Source organism: Streptomyces sp. NPDC006140 (assembly GCF_040628815.1).
Taxonomy (GTDB): Bacteria; Actinomycetota; Actinomycetes; order Streptomycetales; family Streptomycetaceae; genus Streptomyces.
Genome location: NZ_JBEXTS010000006.1, coordinates 328,245 through 345,608, shown reverse-complemented (window position 1 = coordinate 345,608; position 17,364 = coordinate 328,245). Strand labels below are relative to the sequence as shown.

The window sequence follows — 17,364 nt, the reverse complement described above, 5'->3', positions numbered from 1 at the left end:
TGAAGTGATGGCGTCGGTCTCTTGACACCCGACCCGTCGTCGAATCAGCATCGAAGCGCTTCGAAAGCGCCTCGCCGATCCAGTGCAAGGGATCCCCACGTGACCGCACACACGCCGCCCACCGAACCGTTCCGCGATCCGCAGCTTCCGTTCGCGGAGCGCGTCGACGATCTGCTGGGGCGGCTCACCCTCGACGAGAAGATCTCCTTTCTGCACCAGTTCACGCCCGCCGTCGAGCGCCTCGGCGTCGCCGCCTTCCGCACGGGCCAGGAGGCCCTGCACGGCGTGGCGTGGATGGGCCCGGCGACGATGTTCCCGCAGGCGGTGGGCCTCGGCGCCACCTGGAACCCGGAGCTGGTGCGGCGCGTCGGCGACGCGGTGTCCAAGGAGGTCCGCGCGATGCGCGCCCGGGACGACCGGGTCGGCCTCAACGTCTGGGCGCCGGTCGTCAACCTGCTGCGCCACCCGCTGTGGGGCCGCAACGAGGAGGGCTACGCGGAGGACCCGAGGCTCACCTCGGCGATCGCCACGGCCTACACGCACGGCCTGCGCGGCGACCACCCCGCCTACTGGCGCACCGCACCCGTGCTGAAGCACTGGCTCGCCCACAACAACGAGACGGACCGGGCCACGACGTCGAGCTCGGTGCGCCCGCGGGTGCTGCACGAGTACGACCTGCGGGCCTTCCGCGCGACGGTCGAGGCGGGCGCGGTGGCCGGGGTGATGCCGGCGTACAACCTGGTCAACGGCCGCCCCAACCACGTCTCCCCGCTCCTCGCCGAGCACCTGCGCACCTGGACCGACCAGGAGCTGCTGGTCTGCTCGGACGCGGGCGCGCCGAGCAACCTGGTCGACTCCGAGCACTACTTCGACACCCATGAGGAGGCCATCGCGGCCTCGCTCGTGGCGGGCGTCGACAGCTTCACCGACCACGGCACGGACTCCTCGCAGATCACCGGGCGGCTGCGCGGCGCCCTGGAGCGCGGTCTGCTGACGGAGGCCGACATCGACACGGCCGTCCGCCGCCAGCTCTCGGTCCGCTTCCGGCTCGGCGAGTTCGACCCGGAGCACGACCCGCACGACGCGACCGGCGAGTTCGACACCCCGGCGCACCGCGCCCTCGCGCAGGAGGCCGCCGAGCAGGCGATCGTGCTGCTGAAGAACGACGGGGTGCTGCCGCTGGCCCCCGACACCCGTGTCGCGGTGGTCGGGCTGCTCGCCGACGAGTGCAAGCTCGACTGGTACAGCGGCACGTTCCTGCACCGCTCGACCCCGCTGGAGGGCCTGTACGAGCGGTTCGGCGCGGAGCGGGTGGAGTTCGCCGAGGGCGTCGACCGGGTCCGGCTGAAGACCGCCGCGGGCGCGTTCGTGCACGTGCCGGTGGCCGAGGACGCCGCCGAGGAGGTGCGCGGCGCCGAGGGCGCGCTCGACCCGGCGCTGCTCGCGGGCCGCACCGACCTGCCCGCGCTCACGACCGACGCGACCGGCACCGAACTGGCGCTGGCCGACTGGGGCGAGGGCGTGCTGACCCTGCGGGCGCCCGACGGCCGCTACCTCTCGGTCGCCGAGGACGGGTACGTCCGCGCCGCCGCGGACCAGCCGGGCGGCTGGGTCGTCCAGGAGACGTTCAGCCTGGAACCGCACGGGAACGGGCACCTCCTGAAGCACCTGGGAACGGGTCGCCATGTCTGTGTCTCCGCCGACGGCCTGAAGGTTGCCGACGAAGATCCCGAGGTGTTCGAGCTGGTCGTCACCGAGCGGGGCGAGGAGGCGGTGGCGCGTGCCGCCGCGGCGGCCGACGTGGTCGTGGTGGTCGCGGGCAACGACCCGCACATCAACGGCCGTGAGACGGAGGACCGGACGACCCTGCGGCTGCCCGGGCAGCAGGAGCGGCTGCTGCGGGCCGCCCGGGCGGCGAACCCGGCGACGGTGCTGGCGCTGGTCTCGGCCTATCCGTACGCCGTCGACCCGGCGGACCTCCCGGCCGTGCTGTGGACCGCGCACGGCGGCCAGGCGGCCGGCACCGCCCTGGCCCGCGTGCTGGCCGGTGACGTCTCCCCCGCCGGCCGCCTGCCGCAGACCTGGTACGCCGACGACGCCGACCTGCCGGACCTGCTCGACTACGACGTGATCGGCGGCCGCCAGACGTACCTGTACTTCGAGGGCACGCCCCTGTTCCCCTTCGGACACGGCCTGTCGTACACGTCGTTCACGTACGGCGGCCTCACGGCCCGGGTCGAGGACGGGGCGGTGCGGGTCTCCTTCTCCGTCACCAACTCCGGCGAGGTCACGGCCGACGAGGTCGCCCAGCTCTACGGCCGGGCCGTGGGGGCGTCCGTGCCGCGTCCGCGCCGGGAGCTGCTGGACCACCGCCGCGTCACCCTGGCCCCGGGCGCGACGGCCGAGCTGAGCTTCGAGATCCCGCTGTCCGCCTTCGCGTTCTGGGATGTGGCGCAGGACCGGTGGCGCGTCGAGCCGGGGGCGTACGAGCTGCTGGCCGGGGCCTCCAGCGAGGACGTCCGGCTGCGGACGACCGTCACGCTCGACGGCGAGCCCACCCTGCCCCGCGCCGTCGTCGCGAACGGCCTGGCCGCCGCCGGCTTCGACGAGCAGCGCGGCATCGACATCGTCGACCGGACGAAGGTGTCGGGCGACGCGGTGACGCCGGCGGACGCGGCCTCCGGTGAACTGGTCTACCGCGCCTGTGACTTCGGGCCCGGCATCACCGAGGTGACGGTGGAGGTGGCCGGCGAGGGCACGGTCGAGCTGTCCCTCGACGGCGGTCCGGCGCTCGCGGTGCTGTCGCCCGCGAAGCCCACCTCGGGCCCGTACGACTACGTCTCCGTCGCCGCGCCCGTCGTCGCCGCGGGCGTGCACGACGTGCACCTCAGGCTGCGCGGCCCGCTGCGGCTCGCGCACGTCGGCTTCTCCGGTTGAGGGTCCGGAGCAGCTCGGCGTAAAGAAGAGGCCCGGCACCGGAAGGCATCGGTGCCGGGCCTCTTCGCAGAGCCTATATGAAAATGGTTCCCATAAGCTAGAGGGGGTCAGAGAGGGTCAGAGAGTGATGCCGGTGAGGACCATCACGCGCTCGTAGGTGTAGTCCTCCATCGCGAACCGCACGCCCTCACGGCCCACGCCGGACTGCTTGACGCCGCCGTAGGGCATCTGGTCGGCGCGGTAGGACGGCACGTCGCCGATGACGACACCGCCGACCTCCAGGGCCCGGTGGGCGCGGAAGGCGGTCTGCAGGTCGTGGGTGAACACACCCGCCTGGAGGCCGTACTTGGAGTCGTTGACGGCGGCGAACGCCTCGGCCTCGCCGTCCGCCTTCTGCACGGTGAGGACGGGCCCGAAGACCTCCTCGCAGGAGATCGTCACGTCGGCCGGGACCTCGGCCAGCACGGTCGGCGCGTACGAGGCGCCGTCGCGCTTGCCGCCGGTGAGCAGCCGGGCGCCGGCGTCCACGGCCTCCTGCACCCACGCCTCGACGCGCTTCGCGGCGTCCTCGCTGACCAGCGGGCCGACGTCGGTGGCGTCGTCGCTCGGGTCGCCGGTGACCTGGGCCTCGACGGCGGCGACGATGCGCGGCAGCAGCCGGTCGTAGACGGAGGCGTCGGCGATGACCCGCTGGACGGAGATGCAGGACTGGCCGCCCTGGTAGTTGGAGAAGGTGGCGATGCGGTTCGCCGCCCACTCCAGGTCCTCGTCGCTCGCCCAGTCGGCGAGGACGACGGCCGCGCCGTTGCCGCCCAGCTCCAGGGTGCAGTGCTTGCGCGGCACCGAGTCCATGATCGCGTAGCCGACCTTCTCGGAGCCGGTGAAGGAGATCACGGGCAGGCGCTCGTCCTGCACCAGGACGGGCATCTTGTCGTTGGCGACCGGCAGGATGCTCCAGGAACCCGCGGGCAGCTCCGTCTCGGCCAGCAGCTCGCCGATGATCAGGCCGGACAGCGGAGTCGCCGGGGCAGGCTTGAGGATGATCGGGGCGCCGGCGGCGATGGCCGGGGCGACCTTGTGGGCGCACAGGTTCAGCGGGAAGTTGAAGGGCGCGATGCCCAGCACGACGCCCTTCGGGAACCGCCGCGTGAGCGCGAGCCGCCCCTGCCCGCCGAGGTCGGTGTCCAGCCGCTGGGCCTCACCGCCGTTGAACCGCCGGGCCTCCTCGGCCGCGAACCGGAACACGGACACGGCACGCCCCACCTCGCCGCGCGCCCACTTGACCGGCTTGCCGTTCTCGGCGGAGATCAGCCGCGCGATCTCCTCGGTGCGCTCGACCAGGCGCTTGCTGACGTGGTCGAGGGCGGCGGCCCGCACGTGGGCCGGGGTGGCGGCGAACTCGTCCCGCACGGCGTACGCGGCGGCCACGGCCTCCTCGACCTGAGCGTCCGTCGGCACGCTCACCGTGCCCACGAGCCGTCCGTCCCACGGGGAGCTGACGTCGAAGGTGTCCTCGCCGGTGGCCTGGCGGCCGGCGAGCCAGAAGGCGTGGGTGGAGGTCATGTTCGTTCCGGCCCTTCGGCGTTGGGGGTGATCCACTGCTACGGGACCAACGGTAGGGGCGGAGTGGCCGAAGGGCGTTTGTCCGGGGTGTAGCAGTGACGGCCGGGGACACTACGGTTTGGCTAGTCGGTGTTGGTCGCCTTCAGGGCCAGCCACAGTTCCATCCGGGCGTCCGGGTCGTCCAGGGAGCGGCCGAGGATCTCCTCGACGCGGCGCATGCGGTAGCGGAGCGTGTGGCGGTGGACGCCGAGGTCGGCCGCCGCCGCGTCCCACTGGCCGTGCTTGGACAGCCAGGCGCGCAGGGAGGCGACCAGGTCGCCGCGGCCCGTGGCGTCGTGCTCGTACAGGGGGCGCAGCATGCCGTCGGCGAACGCCCGAACGGCGTCGTCCGCGAGCAGCGGCAGTACGGATCCGGCCGCCATCTGCTCGTGCTCCACCAGGACGCGTCCGCGCCGCCGGGCCACCGACAGGGCCTGCTCGGCCTGTTTGTACGCGGCGGACGCGGCGATGGGGCCGGCCGGTGCCGACAGGCCCACGACCAGTTCGTCCTCCTCGCCGCCGGGCACCTTCTCGCGGACGCCGGCCCGGGCCGTCTCCAGGGCGGCCGCGTACTCGGCGCAGGCCGCCGCGGCGGCGCCGCCGTCCGCGGCGAGCACCACCAGCCGCTCCCCCTCCGGCACCACCAGCACGGCCTCGCCCGCCCGGGCCGCCGCGGACTCCATGACGTCGGCGAGCGCCGCGAGCGGGTCGCCGTTCGCGTCGGCCGCGGCGAGCGCGGCGGCCGAGGGCCGGTCCGCGGCGCGGGCGGGCGTCCCGGACTCCGCGCGGGCCAGGGCGGCCGAGGCCGACACCGGCACGCGCTCGGCGACCAGCATCCGGAACGGCGCGTCCAGCAGCCCGCCGTACAGGTCCCCGGCGACGGCGCGGGCGTGGTCCGGCTCCCCGGCCAGCAGCATGCGCAGCACCGCCGAGCCGATCCGCTGCTCGGCCGCCTGGAGGGACCGGGAGCGTTCCGTGGTCAGGGTCAGCAGCGCGATGGCGGAGTGGACGGCGTACCGCTCGGCCGTACCCGGGGCGGCGGCCGTGCCGACGGCGAGGGCCGCCCGGGGGCGCCGGCCGGTGCCGATGGTGTGCAGTTCGACGCGGTCCTCGTTCTCCGGCCCGCCGGCCACCGACGAGGCGGGCGCGGGCCGCTCCCGCAGCCGCTGCACGTCGCCGGTGAGCCGCGCGGCGCGCCGCCCCGCCCACTCCGGTGCCGTGGCGACGACGGCTCCCGAGGCGTCGTACAGCGCCGCCCAGCCGTCGACCTGTGCGGCGAGCGCGGCCAGCAGCCCCTCCGGACCGCCGGTCTGGGCCTGCCGGGTCAGCTCGCGCTGGGCGGCGAACCCGGCGGTGACGGCCCGGTACTGGTCGGCGGCGATCGCCGCCGACACGGCCTTGCTGATGGCGAGGAAGGGGGTGCGGCGCGGCACCTCCAGCAGGGGCAGGCCCTCCTCCTCGGCCGCGTCGACGAGCGCCTTGGGGATCTCCTCGTAGTTGACGCCGACGGCGAAGCCGAGCCCGACCACTCCCGCCCCGGCCAGCCGCCGCACGTAGCGGCGCATGGCCTCCGGGTCCTCGGCGTCCAGCTTGAGCGCGGTGATCAGCAGCAGTTCCCCGCCCTCCATGTAGGGCACGGGGTCGGCGAGCTCGCTCACGTGGGCCCAGCGGACCGGCACGTCGAGGCGGTCCGCGCCCGCTCGCACGGTCAGTTTCAGCGCGGAGTGGTGGACGAGCGAGGCGAGCGTCGGGGGCATGAGGCCTTCTGCGTCAGGGCTGTGTGATCTTTGTGGTCTTTTGGCCGCCGCGTATGAACGACCTGTGACGATTCTGCCTCACCGTACGGTCCCCGCGTACCCGCACCGGCGGGAAGCCGTCAGCCCCGGAGGTCCACCAGCAGCGGCGGCGCGTGCTCTCCCTTCACATTGGTCAGCGACAGCACCGCGTGCCCCGCCGGAACGCCGTGCGCCAGCTCGGACGCGGACCAGCGCTCCCGCTCGACCTGCCGCACGGTCACCGCCCGCGCGGTCGGCGCCTTGCCGGTGATCACCCGCCGTACCGCGTGCAGCGCCTTGCCCGCCGGGGTCTCGGCGATGATCTGCCGGTCGGTGACGTCCCGGGCCTCGGTCCACTCCTTGCCCCACACCTCGGCGAAATCCTGCCCGTCCCAGGGCGTGACGCCCGACAGCGCCATCCGGCAGCCGGTGGCCCCGAGCAGCGGCCCGCGCAGGGGCCGGGCCACGTCGTCCAGGGTGCGCAGGGTCAGCACGACTCCGGCGTTGCCGGACCGCAGCCGCTGGATGCCGCGCACGGACTCGGGCGTGACCACGCCGGTCGCGTCGTCGAGCACCAGGCAGGCGAACAGCGACCGGTCCTCCCGTACGGCGACACTCGCCGTGAACTGGGCGAGCACCAGCCGCGCCAGCATCCGGGAGGCGTCGGCGTGCCCGCGCTCGGGCAGGTCGATGCGCACCCGCACGGGATGGTCGAGGGCCTTCAGCGTGAACGGCCGCGACCGGCCGGAGGTGTCGAAGAACCCGGCGAACGCGGGCCGGTCGAGCAGCGCGACCCGGTCGGCGAGCACCCCGCCCACGTCACCCGGCTGCCCCATCTGCCGCTCCCGGGCGTCGAGCTCCCGCAGCAGCGAGTCCTGCCCGGCGTCCAGCAGGCCCTGCCGCAGCGTGGCGAACGGCCCCGGCGCCCCGTCCAGCAGCTGCCGCAGCTCCGGTACGGAGGGGAAGCGCCCGTGGACGGCCCGGAACGGTCCGAGCAGCTGCGCGAGGACGGTGGTGGACCGGCGGCTGTCGCTGCCCGGGTGCGGATCGGCGAGATCCCCGACGAGCGCCTCGGCGAGCACGGCCGCGGCCTCGTCCGGATCGGCGGTCCCGCCGTAGAGGTCGAGGTCGTACTCGGACTCCTGGTTCCCGATCCGTACGACGACGTCGTACGCGTCGGCCGGCCCGAGCCCCGCCCCGGCCGCCCCGACGACGACCACGGCGGCCCGCCCGGCGAGCGCGTGCAGACACAGCGACTCGGCGAGGGGCCGGACGACGGCACCGGTCTTGCCGGAACCGGCGGGGCCGACGGCGACGAGCGAGGTGCCGAGGAGGTCGGGGCCGAGGGCCAGCCCGGCCCCGCGGTAGGCGTAGGGGTTGCGGACGTCGTCCACGGTGGTGCCCAGCCGGACCTGCCCGGTGACCAGGTCGTGCCGGGCCAGCCGGGCGGGCAGGTCGCGCTCCCCGGAGGGGTGCAGGCAGGCGGCGGCGCCGTCCTTGAGCACGGCACCGCTGAAGGTGGCCAGGCTGTGCCGTCCGGTGCGCACGCCCTGCCAGGCGCGGAGGATCCGGGCGTGGTCGACGTCCCGCATCAGCCCGGAGCGGGCGTCGGCGGCGAGCCGCTCGGCGGCGTCGGCGGCCCCGGCGGCGCGGAGCTCGTTCCACTGGGCCGGGTCGTCCTCGGGGGCCGGTTGCGCGGCCTGGGGGTCCGGCCTGCGGAAGCGGGGGGCCACGAAGCGGCGCCACACCTCGCCCCAGCGGCCGAGCCGCGCCACCCCGACCATGATCGCCAGGGCGACCAGCAACTCGTACCCCCGGTACACCAGGAACGTGCCGGTCTCGCCGAGATCGCTGTCGGCGCCGCGCCAGGCGTCGGGGACGATCAGGTCGAACGGCACCCACCACCAGTTGCCGAGGTAGCCGTTCTGCAGCAGCGACCAGATCAGCCAGCCCACGAGGAAGGCGATCAGCGCCCCGCTCAGCAGCTGCCGGGTGGGGACCGTCTCGGGCTCCTCCGCGGGCCGCGGCCGGTGCCCGAAGCGCCATACGCCCGGCGCCGCGTCGGGGCGGGGCGCGCGCAGCCAGGCGAGGAAGGCCGACCCGTCCGGCAGCGGGGGCGCCTCCGGTGCCCGTGGCGGCCTCGGCGGCATCGCGGGCACCTCCGCCGGCCCCCCCGGGCGCGGCACGGGATGCGCGTGCGTACCCCGGGCCTCCTGCGTCCCGTCGCTGTCCATCGCCCTTGCCCCCTGACCAGCCGCTCCGTCCACCATCAGCGAGCCAATCTAACGCCCTCCCCTGGGGAGTTCACCGCTTACGCGGCCGGGTCGTGGGCAGCAGCCCATCAGGCCGCCATGTCCACCCCGGACAAGCCGCCGCGCCGACAACGCCCACATGGAGCATGCCCACCCTCCTTTCCCCGCCCTAGCCTGCGAGAAAAGAAGCCAAGCGTCCGTATGTCACCCTCCGCACCACCCCAGGAGCCCCGCATGACCGCACTTCCGCAGGAGCGTCGCGTCGTCACCGCCATCCCCGGACCGAAGTCCCAGGAGCTGCAGGCCCGCCGTACCGCCGCGGTCGCGCAGGGTGTGGGCTCGGTGCTGCCCGTGTTCACGGCGCGTGCGGGCGGCGGCATCATCGAGGACGTCGACGGCAACCGGCTCATCGACTTCGGCTCGGGCATCGCCGTGACCTCCGTCGGCGCCTCCGCCGAGGCCGTCGTACGGCGGGCGTCCGCGCAGCTCGCCGACTTCACCCACACCTGTTTCATGGTCACGCCCTACGAGGGGTACGTCGAGGTCGCCGAGGCGCTCGCCGAGCTGACCCCCGGTGACCACGCCAAGAAGAGCGCGCTGTTCAACTCCGGCGCCGAGGCCGTCGAGAACGCCGTGAAGATCGCGCGGGCGTACACCAAGCGGCAGGCCGTCGTCGTGTTCGACCACGGGTACCACGGGCGGACCAACCTGACGATGGCGCTCACCGCGAAGAACATGCCGTACAAGCACGGCTTCGGGCCGTTCGCGCCCGAGGTGTACCGGGTGCCGGTGGCGTACGGCTACCGCTGGCCGACCGGCCCCGAGAACGCGGGCCCCGAGGCCGCCGCCCAGGCGATCGACCAGATCAGCAAGCAGGTCGGCGCCGAGAACGTGGCCGCGATCATCATCGAGCCGGTGCTCGGCGAGGGCGGCTTCATCGAGCCGGCCAAGGGCTTCCTGCCGGCGATCCGGAAGTTCGCCTCCGACCACGGCATCGTCTTCGTGGCCGACGAGATCCAGTCGGGCTTCTGCCGCACGGGCCAGTGGTTCGCGTGCGAGGACGAGGGGATCGTCCCGGACCTGATCACCACGGCCAAGGGCATCGCCGGTGGTCTGCCGCTGGCGGCCGTGACCGGTCGCGCCGAGATCATGGACGCCGCGCACGCCGGCGGTCTGGGCGGCACCTACGGCGGCAACCCGGTCGCCTGCGCCGGTGCGCTCGGCTCCATCGAGACGATGAAGGAGCTCGACCTCAACGCCCGGGCGCAGCACATCGAGGCCGTCATGAAGGCCCGCCTGTCCGCCATGCAGGAGAAGTTCGACGTCATCGGCGATGTCCGCGGACGCGGCGCGATGATCGCCATCGAGCTGGTCAAGGACCGGGCCACCAAGGAGCCGAATCCGGAGGCGACCGCCGCACTTGCCAAGGCCTGCCACGCCGAGGGGCTGCTGGTCCTGACCTGTGGCACCTACGGCAACGTGCTCCGTTTCCTGCCGCCGCTGGTGATCGGCGAGGACCTGCTGAACGAGGGCCTCGACATCATCGAGCAGGCCTTCTCCCGCATCTGACCCGGTGTTGCCCGCACCCTGCCCCGTCGGTCCGCGCATCCGAGCCGCCGTCGGGGCAGATGAGCCGCCGTCGGGGCAGGTGAGCCGCCCGGGTTCCGCTACCGCGGCGGCGAGCGGCAGAGCGTGTGAAGAAGGTGTGCGAGGTGGATGACAGGGGGCCCTGCGGCCTGTCCTGCGCCCTGCCCCTGTCGTAGGTTCTACCCAGATGAGAGATACACCCCGCCCACAGGGGACTGTGGGTGACATCAGGCCGGGGCCTCCCCAGCTTCGACCTGGTCGTGCCCTCGCGCACACAACCGGAGCCTGAGGCTCTGGATCTCCTCACCGATCGGACAGTCGCCCGCCCCAAACCCCCCGGGGCGGCGACGTTCCGGTCCGGACGGCCGCCTCGGAACCACCCCCCCTGTTCCGGGGCGGCCGACCTCCCTCTACGCCCCCTTCCTGAGCACTTCGGTCAGTGCCGCGATGCTGTGCCGCCCGTGGCCCGCCTCGGCCGCCCGCCGCAGCAGGTCGTGCAGGGGAGCCAGCCAGGCGGTGTCGACGTTCGTCTCCTCGGCCAGGTCGTGGTCGTGGGCCGCGCCCGCGAGGAAGAGGTCCACCGAGCTGGCGGCGTCGCCGTAGTCACCGCTGTCGATCTCCGCGGCGTAGACCGGCAGCAGCGTCTTGATCATGTCGAGCCACTTGCCGGCGAACCGCACCGTCGACTCCGCCCGCAGTCCTCGCGCCTGGACGGCGGCGGCCCCCTGGAAGAACCCGACGAGCGCGGGCAGCAGCATCGCGCCCACCGCCATCTCGTACAACGCGGCGAGATCGGGCTCCTCCCCGAGGTGGACGGTGTCGCCTCCCAGCACCCTGAGGGTCGTCTCGTGCGCGTCGAAGACGGCCCGGTCGCCGCTGTAGTAGAGCAGGGTGTCCGGTGCTCCCACGGCCGCCGGCACGTTCTTGACCGCTCCGGCGAGCAGGCGGGCGCCGTGCGCGGTGGCCCACGCGGCGGTCTCGCGCGCGCCGGACGGGGAGCCGCTGTTCAGGGTGACGACGTCCCGGCCCCGTAACGCCCCGGCGGCCGGTTCCAGTACCGCGCGGGTGTCCTCGAAGGTGGTCAGGCACGTGACGACCAGTCCGCTTGCCGCGACGGCGTCCGCGACCGACTCCGCGTGCACGGCCCCCTTCTCCACCAGCGGCCCGGCTCGGCCCGGGGTGCGGTTCCAGACGGTGGTCGGGTGTCCTGCCGCCAGGAACGCCCCGGCGAGGGCCCGGCCCATCGACCCCAGTCCGATGACGGTCACGGGCGCGGGGTGGTCTCCAGCCATGTTTTCTCTCCCTTGTTTTCTTTTACGGGAGTCCATGCTGGGTGGTCGCGTACATTCCCTCAAGTACCTACATTTTTCTCGGGTACTGACAGTTTTGTTCGTGGGGAGGGCCGGATGGCGAAGCGTACGTTCACCTGCGGGCTGGATGCCGCCATAGCCGTGATGGGCGGAAAGTGGAAGGGCCTGATTCTGTTCTCGCTGGGGGAAGGCCCTTTGCGCTTCGGCGAGTTGCGGCGCGCGGTGGCCGGAATCAGCGAACGGATGCTCATCCTTCAGCTGCGGGAGATGGAGAACAGCGGTCTGGTGCACCGCGAGGTGCACCAGCAGGTTCCGCCGAAGGTGGAGTACTCGCTGACGGAATTCGGCCGTTCCCTCAATGCCGCGATGGCACCGCTCGGGGAATGGGGCGAGGAGAATCTGGAACGGATCGAGGCCATTCCGTGAGCCGGGGTCAGGACGGTTTCGCGGCGGCCGGGGCCGGTTCCGGGCGGTGGATGCCGCGGGGGCGGTAGCCCAGGACGTCGGCGAGGCCGAGTACGTCCGCGAGCAGCCAGATGATGGCGAGCCACATCTCCGTGCCCTGGAGGCCGGGTTCGCGGCCCGGGCCGCTGCCGTCGAGGGTGGGGCCGAAGGCGAAGCCGTGGCCCGGGTGCCAGCGGCGCAGGGCGGCGGTGAGCCGGTCCGCCGCCCAGGCCCGGGTCTCCTGGGAGCGGTGGCCGGTCTGCCGGGCGCAGAGCCACAGGGGGTGGATGACGTCCAGGACGTTGCAGGCGTTCTCGCGGCCCGGGGCGAAGTGGCGGGGGTCGCGGGCGTGATCCAGGACGGTGTCGATCGCGCGCTCCGCGTACGGCACGGGCAGGCCGAACTGGGCGAAGGAGCCGCGGGTGAGCCGGTAGTAGCCGTTGACCATCTGCAGGCGTCCGGCCTCGGGGGTGGGCGAGCCCCACATGCCGGTCCAGGGATCGGCGTGGGTGTGCAGCCAGCCGAACAGTGCCTCCAGCGCGCCGGGCGCGGCCGCCTCCGCCCCGAGGCGCAGGTTCCAGTGCGCGGCGGTGGCCCAGGAGTCGACCCAGGCCCCGGCGTGCCAGGCGCGGTCGCGCCAGGGCAGTGCGGCCAGGTGCCGGATCAGCCGGTCCGCGGTCGTGCCGCGCACCGCGTGCACCGGGTGGGCGAAGGAACTGCCGAGCAGGTCGAGCGCGTAGCCCACGCACAGCACGTGGTAGGCCGCGGCACCGTCGTCGTCCGGCAGCCCGGCCGGGCCGGGGAGCGGCGGCGCCGCGCCGTGTTCGGGGACCAGCCCGGTGGCGGGGTCCTGCAACGTCCGCAGCCGCTCCACGTGCTCGGCGGCGGACAGTTGGGGCGGCACGTCCCGGAGCAGCAGGTCGGCGATCTCGACGGCGTCGCAGTGGGCCCGCACGGTCGGCTGGACACCGGGCCGGTCGACGTAGCGGCCGGTGCCGGGTTGCCGGCAGCGGTCGAGCAGGTCGGGGGCCTGGGCCCGGGCGGTTCCTGCGAACGCGGCGAGTTCCTCGGCGAGAGCAGCGAGGGCGGGACGCCGGTCCGCGCTGTCGTGCGGATCGTGGTGGGCCTTGCCGAGGACGTGGGCAGGGCCTGGCCCCTCACCCCTCGGATCCCGCCGGTCCCGGATGCGCCGGGCCGGGTTGCCCGCCGCCACCGTCCACGCCGGCAGGTCCTTCGTCACCACCGCTCCCGCCCCGACGACGCAGTGGTCCCCGATCGTCACGCCGTCCAGCACCACCACGTGCGAGCCGATCCACACGTCGTCGCCGACCGTGATCCCACGGCTGGTGACGGGCTGCCGGTGGACCGGCAGGTCGGGCACGGTCCCGTGGTTGAAGCCGAGCAGGGAGGTGTGGGCGCCGACGCGCACCCCGTCCCCCAGGGTGACGGTCCCGCGCACCACCGTGAACGGGTTGATCGTGCAGTCGGCGCCGGTGCGTATGTCGCCGGTGACATAGGCGTGGGCCGCGATGTAGGAGCGGTCGCCCAGGTGCAGGACGTCCGGGTGCACGGCCGCCGTCTCCGCGACGAAGCAGTCCGCCCCGAGCCGCACCGGCCCCGGCCCCGCGAGCAGCCGCCGCTGCCGCTGCTCCTGTGCCGCGCGCTGCCCGTCGGACGCCTGCGCGGCGAAGAGCCACGGGCAGTGCTCGAAGAGGCCGTCGTCGTTCGCCGGCTGGTTCACGTGATCCTCCGAGGGGGCCGCGAGTGGGCGTCTGTGCTCGTGCCAAGCTGTGCCCCATGCCGATCCCCGCGAACCAGGAGCGCGCCACGTCCCCCACGCGGGGCAGGAGAACACACCCGGGCCTCCTGACCCTCCTGTTCGGCCTCCCCGCCCTGCTCTTCGCCCTGATCACCTGGCAGGTCGTCGCCGACGGCCCGCTGATCCGGCTCGACGAACGCGTCAGCCGCGGCCTCGTCGCCCCCGACCGCGCGTCCGAACTCCTCGCCGACCTCGGGAACATCCAGGTCGCGGTCCCCGTCCTCGCCGTCGTCCTCGGGTACGTCGCCGTACGCGCCCGCCGCTCCGGCGGCGACCGCTGGTGGCTGCCGGTGGCCGCCGCGGCCCTGCTCATGACCCTGGTCCCGGCGCTGGTCGTCCCGCTCAAGGAACTCACGGACCGCCCGGGCACCCCGGTCGTCCCGCCCGGCACCGGCTACTACCCCTCGGGCCACACCGCCACGGCCGCCATCGCCTACGGCTCCGCGACCCTGCTCCTGCTCCCCCGGCTCCGCACGCCCCTGGCCCGCCGCGCGCTGGTCGCCATCTGCGCCCTGCTGGTGCTCGGTGTCAGCTACGGCCTGGTCCGCCGGGGTTACCACTGGCCGCTGGACGTGGTGGCGAGCTGGTGTCTGTGCGCGGTGCTGCTGTCGTCGCTGTGGCTGTTCCTCGGGCGGACCGGGCCGTCCGAGCAGCCCCGGTAGGGCTTAGGGCCCTTCTGATGGATCTCCGCGGCGTCGCGACGCCGGCACGCCCGCTCGCCGATCGCACGCACCGAACGCCGCTCCTTCTCCCACGGAGATCCATCAGAAGGGCCCTAATCGTCGTGCTCCGTGGCCAGCCCCGCCGCCGCCTCGTGCATCGCCAGTTCCAGCAGCGCCGGGTCCGTCAGCGTGCCCGAGCCGTCCGGGGGGACCAGCCAGCGGACGCCGCCGGGTGAGGAACGGCCCGGGTACGGCACGACGATCCAGGTGCCGGCGCCGGCCGTGCGGATGCCCGTGCCGAGCCAGCGGGCCGCGGTGCCCGGCGGCACGAAGAAGCCCATGCGCGCGTCGCCGAAGTCGACGAGCACGGGCCCCGGCTGGTCGAGGACGCGGCTCAGCACGTCGAGCGTGGCGTAGCCGAGTTCGCCGGGCAGGATGAGCACGTCCCAGGCGCTGCCCGCGGGCAGCAGCGCCACCCCGAGCGGGTTGCGCTCCCATTCCCAGCGGCAGGCCTCGGGGTCGGGTGCGACGGATGCGAGCCACTCGACGGCCGTCTTCGCACCGGTCATCGGGAGGACCTCCTTCTCTCTCGTGGATCCCGTGGACCTCGTGGATCCCGTGGTCCTCGTGGACGCGCGGCGCGTCCCGAGGGCGTCACGAGGGAGAAGGGGGTCTCTCGCCGTCATTACGCGGCTTCCGGCTCCTCGTTGGAGTGAACCGGCTCACAGCCCACCGGCTCAGCTGTCGAAGCCCAGCCCCAGCCGGTCCATCGTCCGCAGCCACAGGTTGCGGCGTCCGCCCTGTGCGTCCGCCCTCGCCAGGGACCACTTGGTGAGGGCGATGCCCGTCCAGGCGAACGGCTCGGGCGGGAACGGCAGCGGCTTCCTGCGGACCATCTCCAGTTCGGTCCGCTCGGTGCGCTCCCCCGCCAGCAGGTCCAGCATCACCTCGGCGCCGAACCGGGTGGCGCCGACGCCGAGCCCCGTGTACCCGGCCGCGTAGGCCACCCTGCCCTGGTGGGCGGTGCCGAAGAACGCCGAGAAGCGGGAGCAGGTGTCGATCGCGCCGCCCCAGGCGTGGGAGAAGCGGACGCCCTCCAGCTGCGGGAAGCAGGTGAAGAAGTGCCCGGCGAGCTTGGCGTAGGTCTCGGGCCGGTCGTCGTACTCGGCGCGGACGCGGCCGCCGTAGGGGTAGATCGCGTCGTAGCCGCCCCAGAGGATCCGGTTGTCGGCGGAGAGGCGGAAGTAGTGGAACTGGTTGGCGCTGTCGCCGAGGCCCTGGCGGTTCTTCCAGCCGATCGAGGCCAGTTGGCCGGCGGTGAGCGGCTCGGTCATGAGGGCGTAGTCGTAGACGGGGACGGTGTAGGAGCGGACGCGTCTGACCAGGTTGGGGAAGATGTTGGTGCCGAGGGCGACCCGGCGGGCGCGGACCCGGCCGTAGGGGGTGCGTACGGCCATGCCGGCGCCGTAGGGCTTCAGGTTCAGCGCGGGGGTGTGCTCGTAGACGCGCACGCCCGATCGAATGCACGCCCGCTTCAGGCCCCACGCGAGCTTCGCCGGGTGCAGCATGGCGACGCCCCTGCGGTCCCACAGGCCCGCCTGGAAGGTGGGTGAGTTCACCTGTTCCCGTACGGCGTCGGCGTCCAGGTACTCGACGCCGTCGGCGAGGCCGCGGCGGGACATCTCCTCGTGCCAGTCGCGCAGTTCCCACGCCTGGTACGGCTCGGTGGCGACGTCGATCTCGCCGGTGCGTTCGAAGTCGCAGTCGATGGAGTGCCGGGCGACGGCCGCCTCGATCGCGTCGAGGTTGCGGGCGCCCAGCTCCTGGAGCGTGTGGATCTCGTCCGGCCAGCGGGCGAGGCCGTTGGGCAGGCCGTGGGTGAGGGAGGCGGCGCAGAATCCGCCGTTGCGGCCCGAGGCGGCCCAGCCCGCCTCGCGGCCCTCCACCAGCACCACGTCCCGCCGCGGGTCGCGCTCCTTGGCGATCAGCGCCGTCCACAGTCCGCTGTAGCCGCCCCCGACGACCAGCAGGTCGCAGGTCTCGGAGGTGGTGAGGGCGGGTTCGGGACGGGGCCGGCCGGGGTCGTCCAGCCAGTACGGGACCGGCTGGGCGTCGGAAAGCGATCGGATCCACTGATTCATGGCGCTCGGGGCCATGATGTCAACTCCCTACGGTTATGCCTTTTGTCTGTTGCGGCGATTGCCGACGGCCATGGAAACGAGGACGAACAGTACGGCGACGACGAACATGGCCGTGCCGATGACATTGATCTGGACGGGCGTTCCGCGCTGTGCCGAGCCCCAGACGAACATGGGGAAGGTGACGGTCGAGCCCGCGTTGAAATTGGTGATGATGAAGTCGTCGAAGGAGAGCGCGAAGGCGAGCAGCGCGCCCGCCGCGATTCCCGGGGCGGCTATCGGCAGGGTGACGCGGAGGAACGTCTGGAACGGGCCCGCGTACAGGTCCCGTGCCGCCTCCTCCAGTTTCGGGTCCATCGACATCACGCGTGCTTTCACGGCCGTGACCACGAAACTCAGGCAGAACATGATGTGCGCGATGAGGATCGTCCAGAAACCGAGCTGTGCGCCCATGTTGAGGAACAGGGTGAGCAGCGAGGCGGCCATGACGACCTCGGGCATCGCCATCGGCAGGAAGATCAGCGAGTTCACGGCGCCGCGGGCGCGGAACCGATAGCGGACCAGGGCGAAGGCGATCAGCGTGCCCAGGAGGGTGGCGCCGAGGGTCGCCCAGAACGCGATCTGGAGGCTGACCGACAGCGAGCCGCACAGGTCGGAGACCCCGCACGGGTCTTTCCAGGCGTCCAGGGAGAACTGCTGCCACTCGTAGTTGAAGCGCCCCTTCGGTTTGTTGAAGGAGAACACCGTCACGACGATGTTCGGCAGCAGCAGATAGGCGAGCGTCAGCAGTCCCGCGATGACGACGAGATTTCTCTTGAGCCAGTTGACGAAGGGCATG

Annotated in this window: 12 protein-coding genes and 1 pseudogene; 5 read left to right on the top strand and 8 right to left on the bottom strand. The window is 73.1% G+C overall.

Going from position 1 to position 17,364, the window contains the following annotated elements; translation table 11 throughout:
- Nucleotides 1–99 precede the first annotated feature (99 nt).
- The gene (locus ABZ386_RS19060; RefSeq protein ID WP_351341405.1) at nt 100–2,937 is read left to right on the top strand and encodes a glycoside hydrolase family 3 C-terminal domain-containing protein; all 2,838 of its coding nucleotides are present in this window, start codon (nt 100–102) and stop codon (nt 2,935–2,937) included.
- Nucleotides 2,938–3,054: 117 nt separating this feature from the next.
- On the opposite strand, the gene ABZ386_RS19055 is transcribed toward ABZ386_RS19060, so the two are convergent.
- From ABZ386_RS19055 to ABZ386_RS19045, 3 genes are all read right to left on the bottom strand, one after another.
- Nucleotides 3,055–4,500, bottom strand: coding sequence for an aldehyde dehydrogenase family protein (locus tag ABZ386_RS19055; protein WP_358965236.1), 1,446 nt, complete (start codon nt 4,498–4,500; stop codon nt 3,055–3,057).
- A 122-nt stretch (nt 4,501–4,622) separates the two neighbouring features.
- Nucleotides 4,623–6,296: a PucR family transcriptional regulator gene (locus tag ABZ386_RS19050; protein ID WP_351341399.1), complete on the bottom strand. Its 1,674-nt coding sequence runs from the start codon at nt 6,294–6,296 to the stop codon at nt 4,623–4,625.
- A 119-nt stretch (nt 6,297–6,415) separates the two neighbouring features.
- On the bottom strand, nt 6,416–8,548 hold the full coding sequence (locus tag ABZ386_RS19045) for an ATP-binding protein (protein WP_358965234.1): 2,133 nt from the start codon (nt 8,546–8,548) through the stop codon (nt 6,416–6,418).
- A gap of 252 nt (nt 8,549–8,800) precedes the next feature.
- Between ABZ386_RS19045 and gabT the strand changes: the two genes are divergently transcribed.
- Nucleotides 8,801–10,135: a 4-aminobutyrate--2-oxoglutarate transaminase gene (gabT, locus tag ABZ386_RS19040; protein ID WP_358965232.1), complete on the top strand. Its 1,335-nt coding sequence runs from the start codon at nt 8,801–8,803 to the stop codon at nt 10,133–10,135.
- Between the two features lie 205 nt (nt 10,136–10,340).
- Nucleotides 10,341–10,555, top strand: a pseudogene (locus ABZ386_RS19035) (phosphoesterase); the annotation flags it as partial.
- An 8-nt stretch (nt 10,556–10,563) separates the two neighbouring features.
- Here the strand turns inward: ABZ386_RS19035 and ABZ386_RS19030 are convergent.
- The gene (locus ABZ386_RS19030; protein ID WP_355718020.1) at nt 10,564–11,445 is read right to left on the bottom strand and encodes an NAD(P)-binding domain-containing protein; all 882 of its coding nucleotides are present in this window, start codon (nt 11,443–11,445) and stop codon (nt 10,564–10,566) included.
- A 114-nt stretch (nt 11,446–11,559) separates the two neighbouring features.
- On the opposite strand from ABZ386_RS19030, the gene ABZ386_RS19025 reads away from it, so the two are divergent.
- The gene (locus tag ABZ386_RS19025; RefSeq protein WP_351341388.1) at nt 11,560–11,889 is read left to right on the top strand and encodes a helix-turn-helix domain-containing protein; all 330 of its coding nucleotides are present in this window, start codon (nt 11,560–11,562) and stop codon (nt 11,887–11,889) included.
- A 7-nt stretch (nt 11,890–11,896) separates the two neighbouring features.
- Here ABZ386_RS19025 and ABZ386_RS19020 read toward each other — a convergent pair whose 3' ends face one another.
- Nucleotides 11,897–13,648 carry an acyltransferase gene (locus ABZ386_RS19020; RefSeq protein ID WP_358965229.1) on the bottom strand — a complete coding sequence of 584 codons (1,752 nt, stop codon included), beginning with the start codon at nt 13,646–13,648 and terminating at the stop codon, nt 11,897–11,899.
- 56 nt (nt 13,649–13,704) lie between these two features.
- On the opposite strand from ABZ386_RS19020, the gene ABZ386_RS19015 reads away from it, so the two are divergent.
- Nucleotides 13,705–14,388: a phosphatase PAP2 family protein gene (locus ABZ386_RS19015; RefSeq protein ID WP_358965227.1), complete on the top strand. Its 684-nt coding sequence runs from the start codon at nt 13,705–13,707 to the stop codon at nt 14,386–14,388.
- Nucleotides 14,389–14,501: 113 nt separating this feature from the next.
- On the opposite strand, the gene ABZ386_RS19010 is transcribed toward ABZ386_RS19015, so the two are convergent.
- From ABZ386_RS19010 to ABZ386_RS19000, 3 genes are all read right to left on the bottom strand, one after another.
- Nucleotides 14,502–14,957, bottom strand: a complete 456-nt coding sequence (locus ABZ386_RS19010) for a hypothetical protein (protein WP_351341379.1) — start codon at nt 14,955–14,957, stop codon at nt 14,502–14,504.
- Between the two features lie 168 nt (nt 14,958–15,125).
- Nucleotides 15,126–16,544 (bottom strand): FAD-dependent oxidoreductase, encoded by a 1,419-nt coding sequence (locus ABZ386_RS19005; protein ID WP_358965225.1) that lies wholly within the window; start codon nt 16,542–16,544, stop codon nt 15,126–15,128.
- Between the two features lie 18 nt (nt 16,545–16,562).
- Nucleotides 16,563–17,363, bottom strand: a complete 801-nt coding sequence (locus ABZ386_RS19000) for an ABC transporter permease (protein ID WP_351341373.1) — start codon at nt 17,361–17,363, stop codon at nt 16,563–16,565.
- Nucleotide 17,364: the final 1 nt, after the last annotated feature.

Coding starts and splice junctions, on each gene's coding strand:
- ABZ386_RS19055 (WP_358965236.1), bottom strand. CDS start 4,500: ATGACCTCCACCCACGCCTTCTGGCTCGCCGGCCGCCAGGCCACCGGC.
- ABZ386_RS19050 (WP_351341399.1), bottom strand. CDS start 6,296: ATGCCCCCGACGCTCGCCTCGCTCGTCCACCACTCCGCGCTGAAACTG.
- ABZ386_RS19045 (WP_358965234.1), bottom strand. CDS start 8,548: ATGGACAGCGACGGGACGCAGGAGGCCCGGGGTACGCACGCGCATCCC.
- gabT (WP_358965232.1), top strand. CDS start 8,801: ATGACCGCACTTCCGCAGGAGCGTCGCGTCGTCACCGCCATCCCCGGA.
- ABZ386_RS19030 (WP_355718020.1), bottom strand. CDS start 11,445: ATGGCTGGAGACCACCCCGCGCCCGTGACCGTCATCGGACTGGGGTCG.
- ABZ386_RS19025 (WP_351341388.1), top strand. CDS start 11,560: ATGGCGAAGCGTACGTTCACCTGCGGGCTGGATGCCGCCATAGCCGTG.
- ABZ386_RS19015 (WP_358965227.1), top strand. CDS start 13,705: ATGCCGATCCCCGCGAACCAGGAGCGCGCCACGTCCCCCACGCGGGGC.
- ABZ386_RS19010 (WP_351341379.1), bottom strand. CDS start 14,957: ATGACCGGTGCGAAGACGGCCGTCGAGTGGCTCGCATCCGTCGCACCC.
- ABZ386_RS19005 (WP_358965225.1), bottom strand. CDS start 16,544: ATGGCCCCGAGCGCCATGAATCAGTGGATCCGATCGCTTTCCGACGCC.
- ABZ386_RS19000 (WP_351341373.1), bottom strand. CDS start 17,363: ATGCCCTTCGTCAACTGGCTCAAGAGAAATCTCGTCGTCATCGCGGGA.